Here is a 15,607-nt window from a genome sequence, read left to right as displayed (position 1 = left end):
CCAGCATCATAGCATGCATGCCCACAAGCCAAGCAGCAACGCCAGAAATGCTACATTCACCACGGCAAACGTAGCAAGGAAGCGCCCGATGCCAGCCCCTTCGGAATGCAAGTATATCCTCAGCGCGATAAGGCTGGCCAACGACGCGACCGGCGTTCCCAGCCCGCCGATGTCCACGCCGAGCAGCAGGCTTCGCCAATCGGCGGTAAACTCCGAAAGCAACACTGCGGCCGGGACGTTGCTGATAACCTGGCTCGCCGCAATCGATGCCGCCAAGGCGCTTTGGTCCATAAGCCCCTCGAGTGCAGCGCGCACTTCGTCGATGCGCCCCATGTTGCCTGCGAACACGAAAAAGCACACGAACGTGAGCAGCAATCCGTAATCGACCGCCTTGAGCGCGGGCCTATCGAACAGCAGCAGCACCGCCACCACCGCAACCAAAAGCAGCCACGCGTCCATCACGCGCGCGACCGCAAGCAAGCACGCAGCGAACAGCGCGCCGTGCAAAGCCACGCGCCGCACGTCGACGCCCTTCGCCGCAAGGGGCACGACCACGCGAGCGCGTCCCGACCCCGACGCCAACGACGCTGCCGCCAACGCCGCAAAGGCAAGCGCCACGTAGGGAGCGAGCAGCCCCAGAAATTCAGCAAGCCCCACGTCGTAGCGCAGGAACAGGTACAGGTTCTGGGGGTTGCCCACAGGCGTGGCCATGCCGCCCAAGTTCGCAGCCACGGCCTGCAAGACCACGACCCACGCCAAGGAGCGCGTGCGTCCGGCATGCGTCAGCACCAGCACGGCAAACGGAACGAACGCGATCAGGGCAACGTCGTTGGTCACCAGCATAGATGCGAAAAACGGAAGCATGACCAGCGTAAACGACACCACGCGAAACGATCGGTCCCCTTGCAGCAACAGCTTTGCAAGCATGTCGAACAAGCCGCTTGCCTTGCAGCCTGCAACCGTTGCCATCAAGCAGAACAGCAAGATCAACACCCGTGCGTCAATGTACGAAGCGTAGGCGGCATCAAGCGGAACGAACAGCGCGGAAAGCGCGGCGCACAGAAATGCAACGCACAGGACCGGCTCGCGGCGCATACGACGAACAACCCCGCACGCGCACGCCCGAACCCAGCCGCACGTCAAAGCACCGCGCCCCGCCAAGGAAGGGCGTGCGCTATCAGGCAAGGTCCAATTCCAACCCGACCGGGCAGTGGTCGCTGCCGTACACCTCGTCGTATATGCACGCGCTCGTAATCTTCGGCGCAAGGGAATCGCTCACCAAGAAGTAGTCGATACGCCATCCCGCGTTCGTCTGGCGCGCCTTGAAGCGATAGCTCCACCACGAGTACGCGCCCGTCACGTCGGGATGCAAATGCCGAAACGTGTCGGTGAAGCCCGCCGCAAGCAGCTCGTCGAACTTGCCGCGCTCCTCATCGGAGAATCCGGCTTTTCCGCGGTTCGGGCCGGGATTCTTCAGGTCTATCTCCTGGTGCGCAACGTTCAAATCGCCGCACACGACAACGGGCTTCGGATCGGCGCTATCGCCCGGCTGCGTCAAGGGCAGCTCGGAAATGGTAACGTGCCCCTCTCCCGGAGCAGGGCTTTCAACCGGCACGCCGGCAGGCAAGACGCCCTCTTCAAGCCCCTTGCAGAAATCCCGGAACGCATCGTCCCATTCCATACGATGATCGATGCGCGCAAGCTCGTTTTGAGCGTTGGGCGTGTACACGTCAACGAACCAGAACTGGGGAAACTCGAGCGCCGTCACGCGGCCTTCGGTATCCAGATACGGAGAGCCAATGCCGTGAATCACGCGAGAAGGAACCTCTTTGGAAAACACGGCAGTGCCGGAATAGCCCTTCTTTTCCGCATAGCTCCAATACTCGCGGTACTGCGGCAAATCGAGCGTTGCCTGACCTTCCTGAAGCTTGGTTTCCTGCAAAGCCACAATGTCCGCATCGAGTTCGGACACGATGTCCTCGAAGCCCTTTTTCTGCACGGCCCGCAAGCCGTTCACGTTCCACGATATAAAGCGCATGGGAATCCTTCCCTCGAATTGATCGCGTCCAGTATAGCGGAAGCGCGCGCGAAGCCTGCCGCAGGAAAATGCAACCTTCGCGCTCGGCAAAGGTGGTGCCCGATCGAGCAAACCGATACTATACGGGCTATCGATTTCTTTCTTGAAAAGAGGACCGCATGGACCGCTTCGCCCGCCACGAAACAGCCCTGCCGCTCGAGCGCACGCCCGAACAACGCCGACTGCACGGCATTGCGGTCGCGCTTGCCGCGGGCATCGCCCTAACATGCGCGCTTTTCCTTGCGCCGAGCTGGGCGCTCGCGCACGAAACAGGCGAATCCCCGTGCACGCCCACCGCAGAGCAAAAGGCCGCCTACCTTGCCGACGGCTCGTTCGAAAACCGCTTGGCATTCGAACAAGCCCTCGAAAACGACCAGCCGAACGACGCGCTTGTGCAGCAGGCCCTCGCACGCCAGAATACCCAGGACGGCATTGCCCAGCGATCGGTTCCCAGCGTTTGGGCAAGCGGCATGGCCACGCAAGGGAAGGCCCACGTGCTGGCCCTGCACGTCACGTTTCCCGATTACTCCTTCGAAGCAGGCGACACGGCTCAAGCCTTGCAGGCGCTTATCGGGCCTACGTCCGAAGGAGCCGCCGCCAATCCCGGAGCCACATCGTTTCCCTACGAAAGCTTGAGCGCGTACTATTACCGGGCGTCGTACGGCAAGCTCTCCCTTACGGGAGAGACGTTCGAGTACCGCGCGCAACACCCCCGGGATTACTACTCGACCAACATAACGGCCCTGTTCGAGGAAGCGCTCAAGTCGCTCGACGACAGCGTGGATCTAACGCGCTTCGACGCCAACGAGGACGGGAAGATCGACGCCGTGTACCTGCGATTCGCCGGGAAAGACACCGGATGGGGCTCGGTATGGTGGAGCAACGAAAGCACCGCCTTCGGCTCGACCGAAACGTACGAAAACGGACGCGTGCGCCTTTGGAACACCGTCACGCTGGCCGAGCCGTCGAACGACGCACACGCCGCGCAAACGCTCATCCATGAAACCGGGCACGTTCTGGGCCTGCCCGACTACTACCAGTACGCGGCGCAGCAGGGAAGCACCGATGCTCGAACGGGGCTTCTCACCTTCGACATGATGATGGACAACCAAGGCGACCACAACGGCTTTTCCAAATGGCTGCTCGGATGGATAGCCGACGAAGACGTCACGCGCGTGATCGCCAACGAGCAAGGCATCACGGTCAAGCAGGGGCAAGCCGTTGTGGAACAAGCGCCCAGCAGCGCGACCGTCGAGCAGACGCTGGAGCCCTTCACCTCGAACGATCCGACGAAGGCCGGCCGGATAGCCGTCGTCTCGAACCAGGACGAAGGCATGTTCTCGTCGTATTACGTGCTTGAATACGACCAATTCGCCGGGAACCAAAGCGTCTACTACGGCAGCTCTTCCGAGGGAAAGGCGCCGCTGCCCTCGGGCTTCCGCCTGTTCCGCGTGCAAGGGGAGCTGACCGCGAACGGAGAGAACTACGCGCACACGAACAGCCACGGAACCGTGTACAACCAGCTGATAGAGCTGGTCGATCCCGACATGAACGAGATCCACACCAACGGCGGCGGCGGGCTTGTCTCTTCAGCCGTAAACGGAACGGGCTACGGCTGCATGCTATACGAAGGGGACACGGTCTCCCCGCGCAGCTTTCCGTCAACCAACTTCTTCGAGAACGTCAACCTGGGTTTTACCGGATTGACCATAACCGCAACCGAAACAGGAGGAGGCGCAGGAAAATTCTCCGTTTCGTACTCTTCCGAAGACAAGCCCGCAGCGCCGAGCGATTTCACGCTGACCCCCGCGTTCAGCACGGTGTCGAACGCGAACAACCTGGTGTTCGAGGCATCGAGCGCGCCGAGCTTTCCCTTAGGACCAACACCCCAGCCCACCCTCATCGTAGACGGGGAGCATGCGCCCCTTTACGACATCAAAATAGACGGAACCAAGATAACCGTGCCGTTCTTCGTAAACCCCGCCGATCTGAAGCCGACCTCGACATGCGAGATAGTTTTTCCCGCGGGCACGTTCGTGATCGCACGGGAAAACGATGAGGACGTCCTGTCCCCCGAAGTGCGCATCCCCCTTAAAGTCGATGCCCACATGGCAACGATCTCGCAGTCGGGCCAGTATTTCGAAACGGAATACCACGACAGCCAAACCGCTGCCAGCAACCTGTTTTCAGCCTCTGACGGATCTCAGAAGTTCTTCCAGGTGGCAGACGGAAAGCTCAAGCTGCACACGATCGATCCGCAAAGTCCCGAGCACCTTCAAACCGTCGTGGTCGAAGGGGTCGACATGCCCGCCGGGGAAGTGGTGAAGAACCTAACCGCGGTGCCGCTGTCGAACCAGCGCGCATTCCTAGCCACGCCGAACGACGAAACGAAATCATGCGAGGGCTACTGGATAGATCTTGAGCGCGGCGTGGTGGAAGCAACGTGCTCCCTTGGCGGCGAAAGCCATCCAAGGATCATAAGCGCAGATGAAAGCGTCATCATGTTGTCCACGTACCCGGGGCACACTCCGCAAGGATGGCGAGCCGGCAATCTTTTGACCAAGCTGACGCTCCAAGCGGACAAAACGACCGATGCACGCTACGGCTGGACATCGTTCGACGTGACCGCCCTCGCGGGAAGCGACGCGATCGCCTGCGGAACCATCGACAACGAAACCGGCGCATTGAAAGAAGTGGGCATCGTAGCCGGAACCGACTTGGCTCGAAAGCTTGCCGACAGCACGTACAGCCCCGAAAACGCAAGCGATGGAGGAAACGCGTGCACCTCCGACGTCATGAGCGCCACGCTCCCCCTTGCAGTCGGGCGGTCGCTCCTTGACGTGCAACGCGCTAACGGCGACTATTACGTGCTGCTTTCGGTCCCGTACGACCCTCAAGCAGAGGGAGAGGACGGCTTGCTCGTCCGCTTCGACGACAAGGGCGTCGAAATCGCCCGCGCCGACATCAGCATGGACGCCGCAACAGGAGACGCCTTCAGCCACATGCGCGTTGGGAAGAACGGCGGCATCGCGCTTCTTGCGCGCGGCCCCTTGCCAGCTCAAGGAGCCATAAGGGGCACCGTTCAATTCCTTGATGCCACCATGAATCGAACGGCTTCCTTGTCCACGGCGCCCGTGTGCACGGGCGCTTGGCTGGCAGACGGAGGGTGGCTGGACATAGGCCATGACCTGATGGCGCTGTTCGGGCCTAAAGGCTCGCCCGCCGGCGCAAACGAAGGCGGGCGCGAAAACACATGGCCGGGCGATTTCCTGTTCTACAACATCACGACGCCCCTTGACGTGGATCCTCAGAAGCCGGGCGATCCGCTTACCCCGCCGGTTGCGCCGGACGTTCCGGCCAAGGACGGCGCAGCGAAACCCGAAGACCCGAAAGCCTTGGTGCCAACCGGTGATTCGGCAACAGCGGCAACGCTTGTCGTAGGCGCGCTCGCTATGCTCGCTGGCGGCGCAGCGGCGGCCGCGCGGCGACAGAGGCTATCCGACCGATCCGGCAACGCGCGCTACTTGTGATAAGGCTCGCCGCGCGAGATCTTTTGAGCGCGGTACAGCTGCTCGAGCAGCACCACGCGCGCCAAGTTGTGCGGCAAGGTGATGGGGCCGAACGAGAGCGTTTCGTTCGCGCGTTCGCGCACCGCAGCGCTCACGCCGTCGGATCCGCCGATGACGAAGGAAAGGTCGCTCGTGCCCCCCAACGCCAGCGCATCGATGCGCTTCGACAGCGACACGCTTGAATGCTGCTTGCCCTCGATAGCAAGCAGCAGAACATGGGAGCTGGGAGGAATCGCCGCCACGATGGCCGCGCCCTCCCGCTCGCGCGCGGCGTCCACGCCGCCGGCGCGCGCAGGATCAACATCGGGAATCTCCTTCACGGTTGTCTTCGCGTACGGCTGCAAACGCTTCAGGTACTCGGCGCAGGCGTCCGCCCAGAACCGCTCCTTGAGCTTGCCCACCGCCACAATCGTGAACTTCATCGACTTCCCTTCGCTTTCCTTGTTGCCCGCACGGCTACCGCGCGGCAAGCTTCATCGCACTTGATGCAGCCATGATACCGGAAAGCGCGAGCATCGGGCGGCACGGAAAACTAGTCGCATCACACCTAATGAGAAGATCGATCGGCGTCGGCCGCAGATTCCTTCACGGCTAGCTTGATGGACTTCGTGGGGCAGTTTTCCACGCAATCAAGGCAGAACGTGCAGTGCTCGAGCGTGGTCTTGCCGGAATCCGAGACGTCGATGTCCTCGGGGCACACCGTCGAGCACGTGCGGCAGCCCTCGCGCGATAGGCAGGTTGCGCAGTCGGCAACCGGGCGCACCCCGAACCCCAGCTTCGCACGCAGCTTGCCCACAAGCCCGAAGAAAAATCCCAGCGGACACACGGACGAGCACCAGCGTTTGAACAAGAACAGCTCGGCCACCAGCATAAGCGGAAACACGATCAGCTCCCAGCCCGGCTGCAACAGCACGAACACGCGATTGAACGCCCACAGCGTACCGAACACAAGCCCGATCGGACACAGGAGGCAAAACACCGGGAACCCGACGGCAAACGACACGACCAACAGCACGACCAGCACGATGCCCTGCGTTTTAAGGCCGAGCCCCGAAGCCTCCGCACACGACGCGCAGCCCCCATGCGCAGGCGCCGCGGCATCGTCGTTCGGCGCGCACGATTCGAGCGCGCGACCGTTCGCCGCCTTCCCGCTGCGGCCTAGAATGCCGCGAGGCGAACGGCCGCCGAACACGTTTTTCAAAAGCTGCGAAGGGCACAGCCACGAGCAAAACGCCCGGCCGATCAGGAACACGATTGCCAGCACGGCCAGCACGCCGGGCGCAAGCCCCCAAGGAATCGAGCCCGACGCCGCGGCGATCTGCGCAAAGCCAACCAGGCAAAGCGCGCAAAGCGTGCCCGCAGCCGCAACGCCCCCCACATGAGCAAGCGCAACGGCAAGCACCAGCACGCCCGAAGCCACCGCAATACGAACCATCTTCGCGCGCGTCTTCATCGAAGCCCTCCCGCCTCGCGTGTTTTATCCGGGCCGTCGGGATGGACGCCCTTCGTATGCGCGGCAAGTTCCGCGCCGCGCGTCACGGCAACGGTTTTACCCGCTTCCAGCGTGGCCGTATCCACCGCGCCCGTCATCTGAGCCGCTTCGCTGGCGCGCGAAACCACTACGATGCCCTTGTCCGCAACGCCCGCGTTGTACGCTCGCAGCGAAGCCGACGGACACACCTTCTCGCACTTGCCGCAGCCGTCGCAATAGTCGGCGTGCACAAGCGGACGGTCGTTGCCGTCCAGCTCGATCGCGCCTTCGACCGGGCATTCGTCAACGCACACCGTGCATCCGGCCCAGTCCCACGCCACGCACGCGTCCTTCACCACCACGGCAACGCCCAGATCCCGCTCGCGCGGGCCGCCGAAGGAAAGCGCGCCCGTCGGGCACGCTTCCGTGCACTTCATGCAGAAATCGCAGCACCCGTTCTCGAATGCAAGCATCGGCGTGCCGTAGGCCACCAAGCTTTGGGACAGCGGGACCGGGGTCACAATCTCATACGGACATGCCTGCAGGCATCGCTGGCAGCGATCGCACGCAGCCACCAGGTCCGAAGACGACTGCGCGCCGGGCGGGCGCACGAACGCCTCGTCGGCCTGCCGCGTCAAGGCACCGTATCCCCCCAGCCCCACAAGACCCGCGCCCACAACGCCGGCCGCCAAGAATCCTCGTCGGGTAATTTGCTCCGTCATCCCTCTCGCCTCCGCACGCTCTACTCGACAACCTCCGCCACCGCATCAACGTCGGCCTCCAAATACGCCTGCGTAAACGCAGCCAAATCCCCGTAGAACCCGCCGTCGTCGGCCTTCTTCGCATCGACGACGAACCGGTCTATCCAGTTCAACAGGTGGTCGCGCAAGAACGACAGCTGAGCGGACAGGGCGGTTTCGGCAGCCGCGGCGTCACCCTCTCGCAAAGCATCCACCGCCACGTCGCACAAGCGCGCCATGAACGCCAACTCCACGGCCAGATGGTCCTCGGGCTCCGGGAAGTCGGGGGTTTTCGCAAAGCGCATGGCGTGATACAAAGTTCTCACCTGGGCGTATGCGTCCTGCATCATAAGGCCCGACGAGCTGGTGTACACGGATTCGTACGGGAATGCTTTCTGGGCAGTACGCGGGCCCATGCCGAAAAACACCCGGTTGAACGACACGGCAAACCGCTCGAGGTCATCCTCGCCGCAGTTCGAAAGATCGGACTGCAAAAGAGCGAATCCTTCCGCGAGCGCTTTGTCATCCGAGATCAACGCCGGAGCTGCGGCAAAATCGCTCGCGAATGCAGCATCCAGCTCCTTCTCGTAGCAGCGTGACAGCAATGCGTACACGCTTTTGCGGCTCTCGCAAAACTCGATCAAGTTCTCGGTGAGCTCGCTGGTCAAATTCTCGCTCATGATGCTTCTCCTTCTAAGGCAGCCCGACATGACGCCGGGAGGTTCGACATCCGTTCGTTGGTCGTCCTTCGTACCGGAACGCGGCATGGGGGAGGGGGCCTCGATCCGGCACGAGGGACGATCGACGATCCAAGGCGGGGCGCCGGAACGACCCTGAACAGGTCGTTCCGGCCGCCTTGTCGGCTTCATCAGTAAATGAACGACTCCACGCTAGTACCCAAGTCGTACATGATGACGCGCAACGCCACAGCTCCCATGCCCGAGCAGGCGAACGCCGCGAGCAGCCACCAAGCCAGCTTCTTCGGATCGGTTGCGCCCAACCCCTTGTCGCCCTTCGTGGCCTTCATGCAGGCCAAGCCCGTCAAAACCGCCGGAACCACCAAGCCGATCACCACGACCGCGCCCCAGAACAGCAACGCCAGATCGCCCGAGATCAGGCGCTCGATCGAACGCGACGGAGCCTGGTAGGGCGCCATGGCAATCCAGATCACGTACGCCAGCGACGTGATGACCATGACGGCCACGCCCGCCAGAGCCAAGCGCAGCGCGAATCCGCCTTCTTCAGCGGCATTGCCGCGCAGCAGCACCAGCCCGCACATGAGCAGCATGCCCATGCCCAAACCCGCACCCAGGTACATGAGAGGCAGCGTGATGCTGCCCCATGCGGGACGCGCCGCGATCAAGTACGACATGCCGGCAACCACCGGAAGCGCCAACCCCAACACGCCGCCGACCACGCCAAGCGCCTTGCTCGCGCCTGGATAGTCCTTCTTCGCCAGAATCAGGTAGGCAAAGGAAACGATGCCCATGATGGCGACGATGAACAGCTCCTTGGACAAGCCCGATCCCAGGTTGCCCAGCAAATGCGTCGCACGCTCGGGATGTCCCATGTGCAGCACCGACACGCAGCCGCCGACCGCAAGGCAGACGAACGCGATCAAAGCTCCCAGGAAGCGCACGTCCTTGAACTTGCCCTTGAGCTCGCCCACGCCCAGGAACACGAACGCTCCCGAAGTAACGCCCAGGCATACGCTGAAGATCAAAAGGGGCCACTGGATCTCCATGCTTACTCACCGCCCTTCCAAGAGAACTTGTCCAAGCCGTAGTCCACGCCCGGATGGTTCCCTACGTCGGTCAGCTTGTAGGTCTTCTTCGACGCGCGCATCTTGGACGGCGCGGACTCGAGATCGTCCAAATCGCCGAACAAACGAGCCTGGCCGGGGCAATGCTTGACGCATGCGGGCTGCTCGCCCTTGTCGATCAGGTGCGCGCACATGGTGCACTTCTCGATAACGCCCTTGTCGCGCCCTTCGTCGTATGCGCGCACGCCGTACGGGCACGCCATGACGCAATACTGGCAGCCGATGCACTTGCTGTGGTCCACCAGCACCACGCCGTCTTCGCGCTTGTAGCTTGCGCCGGTGGGGCACACGCTGACGCATTCGGGATTGTCGCAATGCTGGCAAGATACGGGCAGGTAGTACATCTCCAGGTCAGGGTACGTTCCGGACGGACCCACCGTCAGCACCTTGTTGTAGTACGTGCCCAGGCCCACGCCGTTTTCCTGCTTGCAGACAACCGCACACGAATGGCATCCAATGCAGCTGTCCAGATCGATGGAAATAATGTTGCGGGTCATGCTACTTCGCACCTCCCTTCACCGTCACCTGCGCCACGCCGTTCGCCTGGTCGTCCGAGGCCAGCGTTTCGGCGGAAAGCGGCAGGAATATCTTCAGGTCCTCTTCGTTCATGCAGATGTTCGCAGGAGCGCCGTCTTCGGCCTTGTACACCTTGCACAGGCCGCCGTAGTTGTCCGTGCCCACGGCCGGATCGTAAGGGCCGTTGTTCTCGAACAGCACGTTGCAGTTGCAGTCGTACGCGCCGTGCAGGTCGTCGGTGGCTTCGCGCTCGGGGAACCACCAGTCATGCTCGACGTGGATGGTGCCGGGCTTGATGGCCTCGGTCAGGTTCGCGCGCTGCTTGATCTTGTCCACGTAGGTTTCGATGTACACCCAATCGTCCTGCTCGATGCCGTGCTCGGCGGCCGTGACGGGGTTGATGTCCATCGTCGGGAACATGTGGACCTCGCGCAACCACGGGCTGTTGCGATACTCGGTATGGAAGAACGCATGGCTGCGCCCGCCGGTGATCAGGGTGTAGGGGTACTCGTCCAGCAAGTCGGGTCGAGCCAGCGGCGTGATGGGCGGCTCGATGTACAGCGGCAGCGGGCCGTTGCCGTACAGCAGCAGGTCCTCCGACCACAGTTCCATCTTGCCGTTATCCGATTGCGGATGCGGCGGGATGACCTTACCGTCCGGCGTCTTCGCGCCGGGGAAGCGATACACCGACCCCATCTTGTTGCCGCGGAACATAGTGTTGAAGCCGGGACGGAAGTCGCTCGTTTTGCGCATGAAGCCCGTTTCGTACTTCGGCGCGCCCTTCACGTCGGTCATCTGGACGCCGGTCACGCTGATGCGCTCGCGGAACTCCTCGAAGCTGGCGCAACTCAGTTTCGGAGGCAGCGTCTCAGGGCCCTTCACCATGTAATCGAAGAACTCGTACTTGTCCTTCCAGTACATGTCCACGTCCATGTACTTGGCGAACTCGAAGCAAATGTCCATGTCGTCCTTGCATTCGCCGAGCGGCTTATGGAACGGCTGGCGGATGAGGTACGTGTGGCTGGTGGGATACCCGTGGCCGGAGTGCGCCCACTCCACGCGATCGACCTCGTTGGGATGAGCGGCCGGCAAGATGATGTCGGCAAGCTCGCCCGAAGGCGTCATGTAGATGTCCACGTTCACGAAGAAGTCCAGGTTCTTGAAGCCCTCGACAATCTCGTGGCCGCTTTCGATGGACAGGATAGGCTCGGACGTCTGCTGCCAGTACCCATGGATCTGGAACGGGTCGCCCTTGGCCATAGCCTTCGTGGTGGCCGCGCCGAAACCGCCCTGCTGACCGTAAATAACCTGGCCTCCGGAGTTCTGCGTGGTTTCCTTCAGCTCGCCCGTCGCGTCGTCGGCCACAAGAATCTGCTGGTAGCCGGTGTTCTGGCACACGGACAGCTTCTTGATGTTCCTGGCCGTTTCCATGCGACGCTTGCCCATGCGACCTTCCCTGTTGGGAACCACGTCGAACATGAACGAGTCGTAACCGGTGGCAGGTTCGCGGCCGATGTTCTGGCCGCCCTTCGTGTCGAAGTTGCCGGCCAGCGCCATCATGATGGTGAACGCCTGCGAGATGCCGGACGTGTTGATGGAGAACTCCACCTTCTGGCCACGGCAGAAGCATGCCGCAGGGCTGGCGTCGATGTAGATCTTGATGGCTTCCCAAATCTTGTCCTCGGGCAGTTCGCAAAACTCGGCGGCGCGCTCGACGGTCCACGGCGTGACATGCTCGACCAGAATGTCCCAGCTGGTACGATAGGTCTTGCCGTTGATCTCGCGGCTGCCGGAAAGGGCCGGCTTCGCGTCGGGCACGATGTTGCCTTCGGCGTCCAGCCACTGGAACGCCTTCGGGCCGCCCAGGTTCTGCTTGTTCTGCCAGTCGCCGCTCCAGAAGATCAGCTGGTCATGCGCCTCGTCCCAAGCAGGATACAGCTCGTCGGAGCCGCCTTCCTGAATCATGGACTGACGCAGCTGGTAGCCCGTGCCCGCTTCGTCGATGAAGAACGGTGCATTGGTGTACGCGCGCGCGAAATCGGTGGCGCACTTGTCCGAGTGAATGATCTCGTTGATGAAGGCCAGCACCAGCGCCATATCGGAGCCGGGACGGATGGGCAGCCACAGGTCGGCCTTGCTGGCCGTGCAGGTGTAACGCGGATCCACGCAGATGACCTTCGCGCCGCGCTCCTGAGCACGTTTGACGGTCAGCCAGTCGTAGTAACCGCGGCTGCGCTCTTGGCGGCACCAGATAAGGATGCAGTTGGTGTTGTTGCCATCCCATCCGGTGTACTGCGTCTCATCGCCGTACAAACGCTGACTGGTGAAGTACGATCCCACCCAGCACAGGTTGCCCACGCCGAACGTAGCCGTGCTTCCCAGCTCAAGCCACAGTTTGTTGATGGCCTGGAACTGCAGCATGTCGCGGCCGGTGCCGTACTGGTGAGCAATGGTGTGCCACCCGTATTCTTCGCCGATCTTGGTGAACCGGTCGGCCGCTTCCTGGTACGCCTCTTCCCAGGTGATGCGCTTCCATTGGCCGGAACCCTTCTCGCCGACGCGCTTCTGCGGATAGCGCACGCGCAGCGGATTGTACAGCTCCTGCGGAATCGCGAAGGCGCGCGAGCACAGCGTTCCCTCGCTGAACAGGTCCGGGTTTCCCTCGATCTTCACCACGCGGCCATCCTTGACGTGCCCGAACAGCGCGCAACGGCCGTAACACTGCCGGCAGGCGCTGGGGATCTTCTTCACGTCGTCGGATCGCGCCGCGTCCGACGCGCCTTGCGCGCTGTCCGCGAGGGCGGTGCCGCTTTGCGACCCAAGCAAAAGCGTGGACGCAGTCGCAACTGCCGAAGCTTTCACGAAGCCGCGGCGGCTCATTTTCAGTGCCATTCCTCCTCCTTTTCCCGCTTCTCCCTTTTCTAGCAGGAGCCGAAGGACTTCTCTGAACGCCCTGCGCAAGGTACGCAGCAAGCAGTGCATGGGCGCCTTCTTCCGAAGCCCGAACCCTCGATCCCCGCTATTTACTTGCATACCTAATTATATTTACTGTAATTATTAGTTCAACAAGTTAAATTCTCCTATTTTGAGGATAAAATAGCCAGCGTATAGAGGGCCGACCAGGCAGCACGCGCCCGCCCACGTGCGTACAAATTCAACCCCGCGAGAGATGATTCTTGACGAAGGATCATCTCTTGTGGTTATGTATACCCTGTATAACAATGCACACAGTCTCTCCTGCCGCCATACGCTCACAAGAAGGACATCCATGGCAAACGAGCACAATCAACTCATCGGCTTCAAAGTGTACGACGCCCAACGCTCCATCTATAAGTCCCTGGAAACGGCGCTCGCTCCGCTTGGCATCACGCCCGGACAGTTCAACCTGCTCAACCAGCTCGACCGAGCTGGCGAGCTTTCCCAGAAAGCACTCGCCGAGCGAACCCGCAAAGAACAGGCAACCATCACGCGCTACCTCGACCTGCTCGAGCGCAAGGGTCTTGTTGTTCGCACGCGCGACAAAAACGACCGACGCGCTCATGCGGTCAGTATCACCGACGAAGCGCGCGCGCTGCTGAAAGCAGCCGAGCCAATCACGTTCGACCGAGCAAAGCGCCTGGTCGAAGGCGTTGACCAGGAAGATCTCGACACCTTCGGGTTGCCGATTGTCGGTTTTTCGCGGGTTCGATTGCACCGGCTGGACCCTATTCCTATACTGGACTATATTTTCAACCCACCTTTTCAAGGACGCGCACATGAACCAGTATCAAAACGCCCCGCGCGGCTTTCACGTTGAACACCGCCGCACCAACCCCCTTAAAGTCATCGGCATCATGCTGGCCTGCGCTTTGGCCTTGCTGTTAGCGGTATACGTCAGCGTTGCCCTGTACTTTTCCGGACGCTTCATGCCAAACACGACGGCAGGAGGCATGAGCCTGTCTCTCATGTCCTCGTCAGAGGCCGAGCAATCCCTAAAAAACAAGCTGGACGACTATACGCTTTCCGTAAGCGGACAAGGCCTCGACCTCAAGTTGACCGCATCCGAAGCTGGCTTGGCCGTCAACACGTCGGCCGTCATAGACGACATGCTGTCGGACGTGAATCCCTGGCTCTGGCCGTTTCAGATTGGAGCGCAGCACGACGAGTCCGCCAAACTGGTAGCGGGGTCCAGCGGCACCGCCCTTGAAGATGCCGTGAAAGCCGCCGTCGAACAGGTCAATGCAAACGCCACGCCGCCGAAAAACGCGACGCTCGCGTTCGACAAGGCAACGAAAACCTTCAATATCGAACCGGAATCGGTGGGTACAGCCCTCGATGCAGATGCCGTGGTCAAAGTGGCGGAAGATGCGCTTTCCGCGCTCAATCGCCGCGCCGCCATCACGGCGGACCAGCTGCAGCAGCCAACCATCCTGAAAACCGACGAGCGCCTGAAGTCGGCCATCGAAACCGCCAACGTAATGATCGCCGCGAACATCCCCCTGACCATGGACGACTATCCCCTTGCAACAGTCGACGCCGACCTGGTTGCTCAGTGGATCACCGTGAACGACGAGGCCCAAGCCACACTGGACGAAACCGCCCTTGGCAGCTGGGTTGATCAACTGGTTCAAGCAAACAACACCGTTGGCAGCGCGCGCACGTACACGCGTGCCGACGGAAAGCAGATCACCGTGAAGGGCGGCGTATACGGTTGGGAAATCGACCGAGACGCATTGCTCGCAGCCGTGAAGGAAGGCGTTTCCACCGGAAGCACGCAGGCGATCGCCGTACCTACGGTCACGCACGGAGAAACATTCAAGGGCCCCGGCGTGCAGGACTGGGGCAAACGATACTTGGACATCGACCTGTCCGAGCAGCATGCGCGCTTCTACGATGAGTCGGGTGCTCTTGTTTGGGAGTCCGATATCATCACGGGCATTCCCGACGGGACGCACGACACCCCCGACGGCGTGTACTGGATGAACCGCAAGGAAAGCCCGTCTACGCTGAAGGGCTACGACGGCGACACCCAGATTTATGAAACCCCTGTTCAGTACTGGATGCCATTCGTAGGAGGCGCTATCGGCCTGCATGATGCGGAATGGCAGACGAGCGGCTTCGGCGGCACGAAATACGCCGACGGCCTGGGAAGCCACGGATGCGTCAACCTGCCTCCCGACAAGGCGGGGGAACTGTACGCGATAGTCCAGGGCGGCGACGTCGTGGTAAGCCACTGGTAGGAACCCGCGTTGTCGGCGCGGCGGATCGTCGCCGCGCCGCGCGCGTCCAGGGCCGCCCGCCCAACCCATGGCCGCAGGCGCATGCCTCACTCGAGGCCGCAGGGCGCGCCATCCCCACTCGGCGGTCGTCGCGACCCGCCGCTCCCGCCGTTCTGTCAAAACAAGCGAGTTTTGCGGCGATTTTCCGCCTTCG

12 protein-coding genes are annotated in these 15,607 nt (G+C 61.8%); 3 read left to right on the top strand and 9 right to left on the bottom strand.

Annotation, left to right across the window (positions count from 1 at the left end):
* Positions 1-6: 6 nt before the first annotated feature.
* Together LQE90_RS03660 and LQE90_RS03655 are read right to left on the bottom strand one after the other, a co-directional pair.
* The gene (locus tag LQE90_RS03660) at positions 7-1,185 is read right to left on the bottom strand and encodes an SLC13 family permease (RefSeq protein WP_216530005.1); all 1,179 of its coding nucleotides are present in this window, start codon (positions 1,183-1,185) and stop codon (positions 7-9) included.
* Positions 1,178-2,038, bottom strand: a complete 861-nt coding sequence (locus LQE90_RS03655) for an exodeoxyribonuclease III (RefSeq protein ID WP_216530006.1) — start codon at positions 2,036-2,038, stop codon at positions 1,178-1,180. The genes LQE90_RS03660 and LQE90_RS03655 overlap by 8 nt, the downstream gene beginning before the upstream one ends.
* A gap of 158 nt (positions 2,039-2,196) precedes the next feature.
* On the opposite strand from LQE90_RS03655, the gene LQE90_RS03650 reads away from it, so the two are divergent.
* The gene (locus tag LQE90_RS03650) at positions 2,197-5,607 is read left to right on the top strand and encodes a metallopeptidase domain-containing protein (protein WP_216530007.1); all 3,411 of its coding nucleotides are present in this window, start codon (positions 2,197-2,199) and stop codon (positions 5,605-5,607) included.
* On the opposite strand, the gene rlmH is transcribed toward LQE90_RS03650, so the two are convergent.
* From rlmH to LQE90_RS03615, 7 genes are all read right to left on the bottom strand, one after another.
* Complete coding sequence (gene rlmH / locus LQE90_RS03645) at positions 5,598-6,068, bottom strand: 23S rRNA (pseudouridine(1915)-N(3))-methyltransferase RlmH (RefSeq protein WP_114566392.1); 471 nt, start codon at positions 6,066-6,068, stop codon at positions 5,598-5,600. The genes LQE90_RS03650 and rlmH overlap by 10 nt on opposite strands.
* 125 nt (positions 6,069-6,193) lie before the next feature.
* Positions 6,194-7,099, bottom strand: a complete 906-nt coding sequence (locus tag LQE90_RS03640) for a 4Fe-4S binding protein (RefSeq protein WP_216530008.1) — start codon at positions 7,097-7,099, stop codon at positions 6,194-6,196.
* Positions 7,096-7,839 (bottom strand): 4Fe-4S dicluster domain-containing protein, encoded by a 744-nt coding sequence (locus LQE90_RS03635; protein WP_216530009.1) that lies wholly within the window; start codon positions 7,837-7,839, stop codon positions 7,096-7,098. Before LQE90_RS03635 ends, LQE90_RS03640 begins: the two co-directional genes overlap by 4 nt.
* 20 nt (positions 7,840-7,859) lie before the next feature.
* Entirely contained in the window at positions 7,860-8,537 is a 678-nt protein-coding gene (locus LQE90_RS03630; RefSeq protein ID WP_216530010.1) for a TorD/DmsD family molecular chaperone, read from the bottom strand.
* Between the two features lie 188 nt (positions 8,538-8,725).
* Positions 8,726-9,601: a dimethyl sulfoxide reductase anchor subunit family protein gene (locus LQE90_RS03625; RefSeq protein WP_216530011.1), complete on the bottom strand. Its 876-nt coding sequence runs from the start codon at positions 9,599-9,601 to the stop codon at positions 8,726-8,728.
* Positions 9,602-9,603: 2 nt separating this feature from the next.
* Positions 9,604-10,176, bottom strand: coding sequence for a 4Fe-4S dicluster domain-containing protein (locus LQE90_RS03620; RefSeq protein ID WP_216530012.1), 573 nt, complete (start codon positions 10,174-10,176; stop codon positions 9,604-9,606).
* A 1-nt stretch (position 10,177) separates the two neighbouring features.
* On the bottom strand, positions 10,178-13,087 hold the full coding sequence (locus tag LQE90_RS03615) for a molybdopterin-containing oxidoreductase family protein (protein ID WP_216530013.1): 2,910 nt from the start codon (positions 13,085-13,087) through the stop codon (positions 10,178-10,180).
* A gap of 376 nt (positions 13,088-13,463) precedes the next feature.
* Here LQE90_RS03615 and LQE90_RS03610 point away from each other — a divergent pair, with 376 nt between their 5' ends.
* Entirely contained in the window at positions 13,464-13,991 is a 528-nt protein-coding gene (locus tag LQE90_RS03610) for a MarR family winged helix-turn-helix transcriptional regulator (protein WP_231088185.1), read from the top strand.
* Entirely contained in the window at positions 13,951-15,414 is a 1,464-nt protein-coding gene (locus tag LQE90_RS03605; RefSeq protein ID WP_114566384.1) for a L,D-transpeptidase family protein, read from the top strand. Before LQE90_RS03610 ends, LQE90_RS03605 begins: the two co-directional genes overlap by 41 nt.
* Positions 15,415-15,607: the final 193 nt, after the last annotated feature.

Origin of the sequence: Paraeggerthella hominis (assembly GCF_021044775.1) — a bacterium.
GTDB classification, from domain to species: Bacteria; Actinomycetota; Coriobacteriia; order Coriobacteriales; family Eggerthellaceae; genus Paraeggerthella; species Paraeggerthella hominis.
Note: the sequence above shows the minus strand (reverse complement) of the source record. Positions and strands in the feature narration are given on the sequence as shown.

Bases quoted from the DNA above. Each gene is read 5' to 3' on its own strand.
- LQE90_RS03655 (WP_216530006.1), bottom strand. From the start codon at position 2,038: ATGCGCTTTATATCGTGGAACGTGAACGGCTTGCGGGCCGTGCAGAAA.
- LQE90_RS03650 (WP_216530007.1), top strand. From the start codon at position 2,197: ATGGACCGCTTCGCCCGCCACGAAACAGCCCTGCCGCTCGAGCGCACG.
- rlmH (WP_114566392.1), bottom strand. From the start codon at position 6,068: ATGAAGTTCACGATTGTGGCGGTGGGCAAGCTCAAGGAGCGGTTCTGG.
- LQE90_RS03640 (WP_216530008.1), bottom strand. From the start codon at position 7,099: ATGAAGACGCGCGCGAAGATGGTTCGTATTGCGGTGGCTTCGGGCGTG.
- LQE90_RS03635 (WP_216530009.1), bottom strand. From the start codon at position 7,839: ATGACGGAGCAAATTACCCGACGAGGATTCTTGGCGGCCGGCGTTGTG.
- LQE90_RS03630 (WP_216530010.1), bottom strand. From the start codon at position 8,537: ATGAGCGAGAATTTGACCAGCGAGCTCACCGAGAACTTGATCGAGTTT.
- LQE90_RS03625 (WP_216530011.1), bottom strand. From the start codon at position 9,601: ATGGAGATCCAGTGGCCCCTTTTGATCTTCAGCGTATGCCTGGGCGTT.
- LQE90_RS03620 (WP_216530012.1), bottom strand. From the start codon at position 10,176: ATGACCCGCAACATTATTTCCATCGATCTGGACAGCTGCATTGGATGC.
- LQE90_RS03615 (WP_216530013.1), bottom strand. From the start codon at position 13,087: ATGGCACTGAAAATGAGCCGCCGCGGCTTCGTGAAAGCTTCGGCAGTT.
- LQE90_RS03610 (WP_231088185.1), top strand. From the start codon at position 13,464: ATGGCAAACGAGCACAATCAACTCATCGGCTTCAAAGTGTACGACGCC.
- LQE90_RS03605 (WP_114566384.1), top strand. From the start codon at position 13,951: ATGAACCAGTATCAAAACGCCCCGCGCGGCTTTCACGTTGAACACCGC.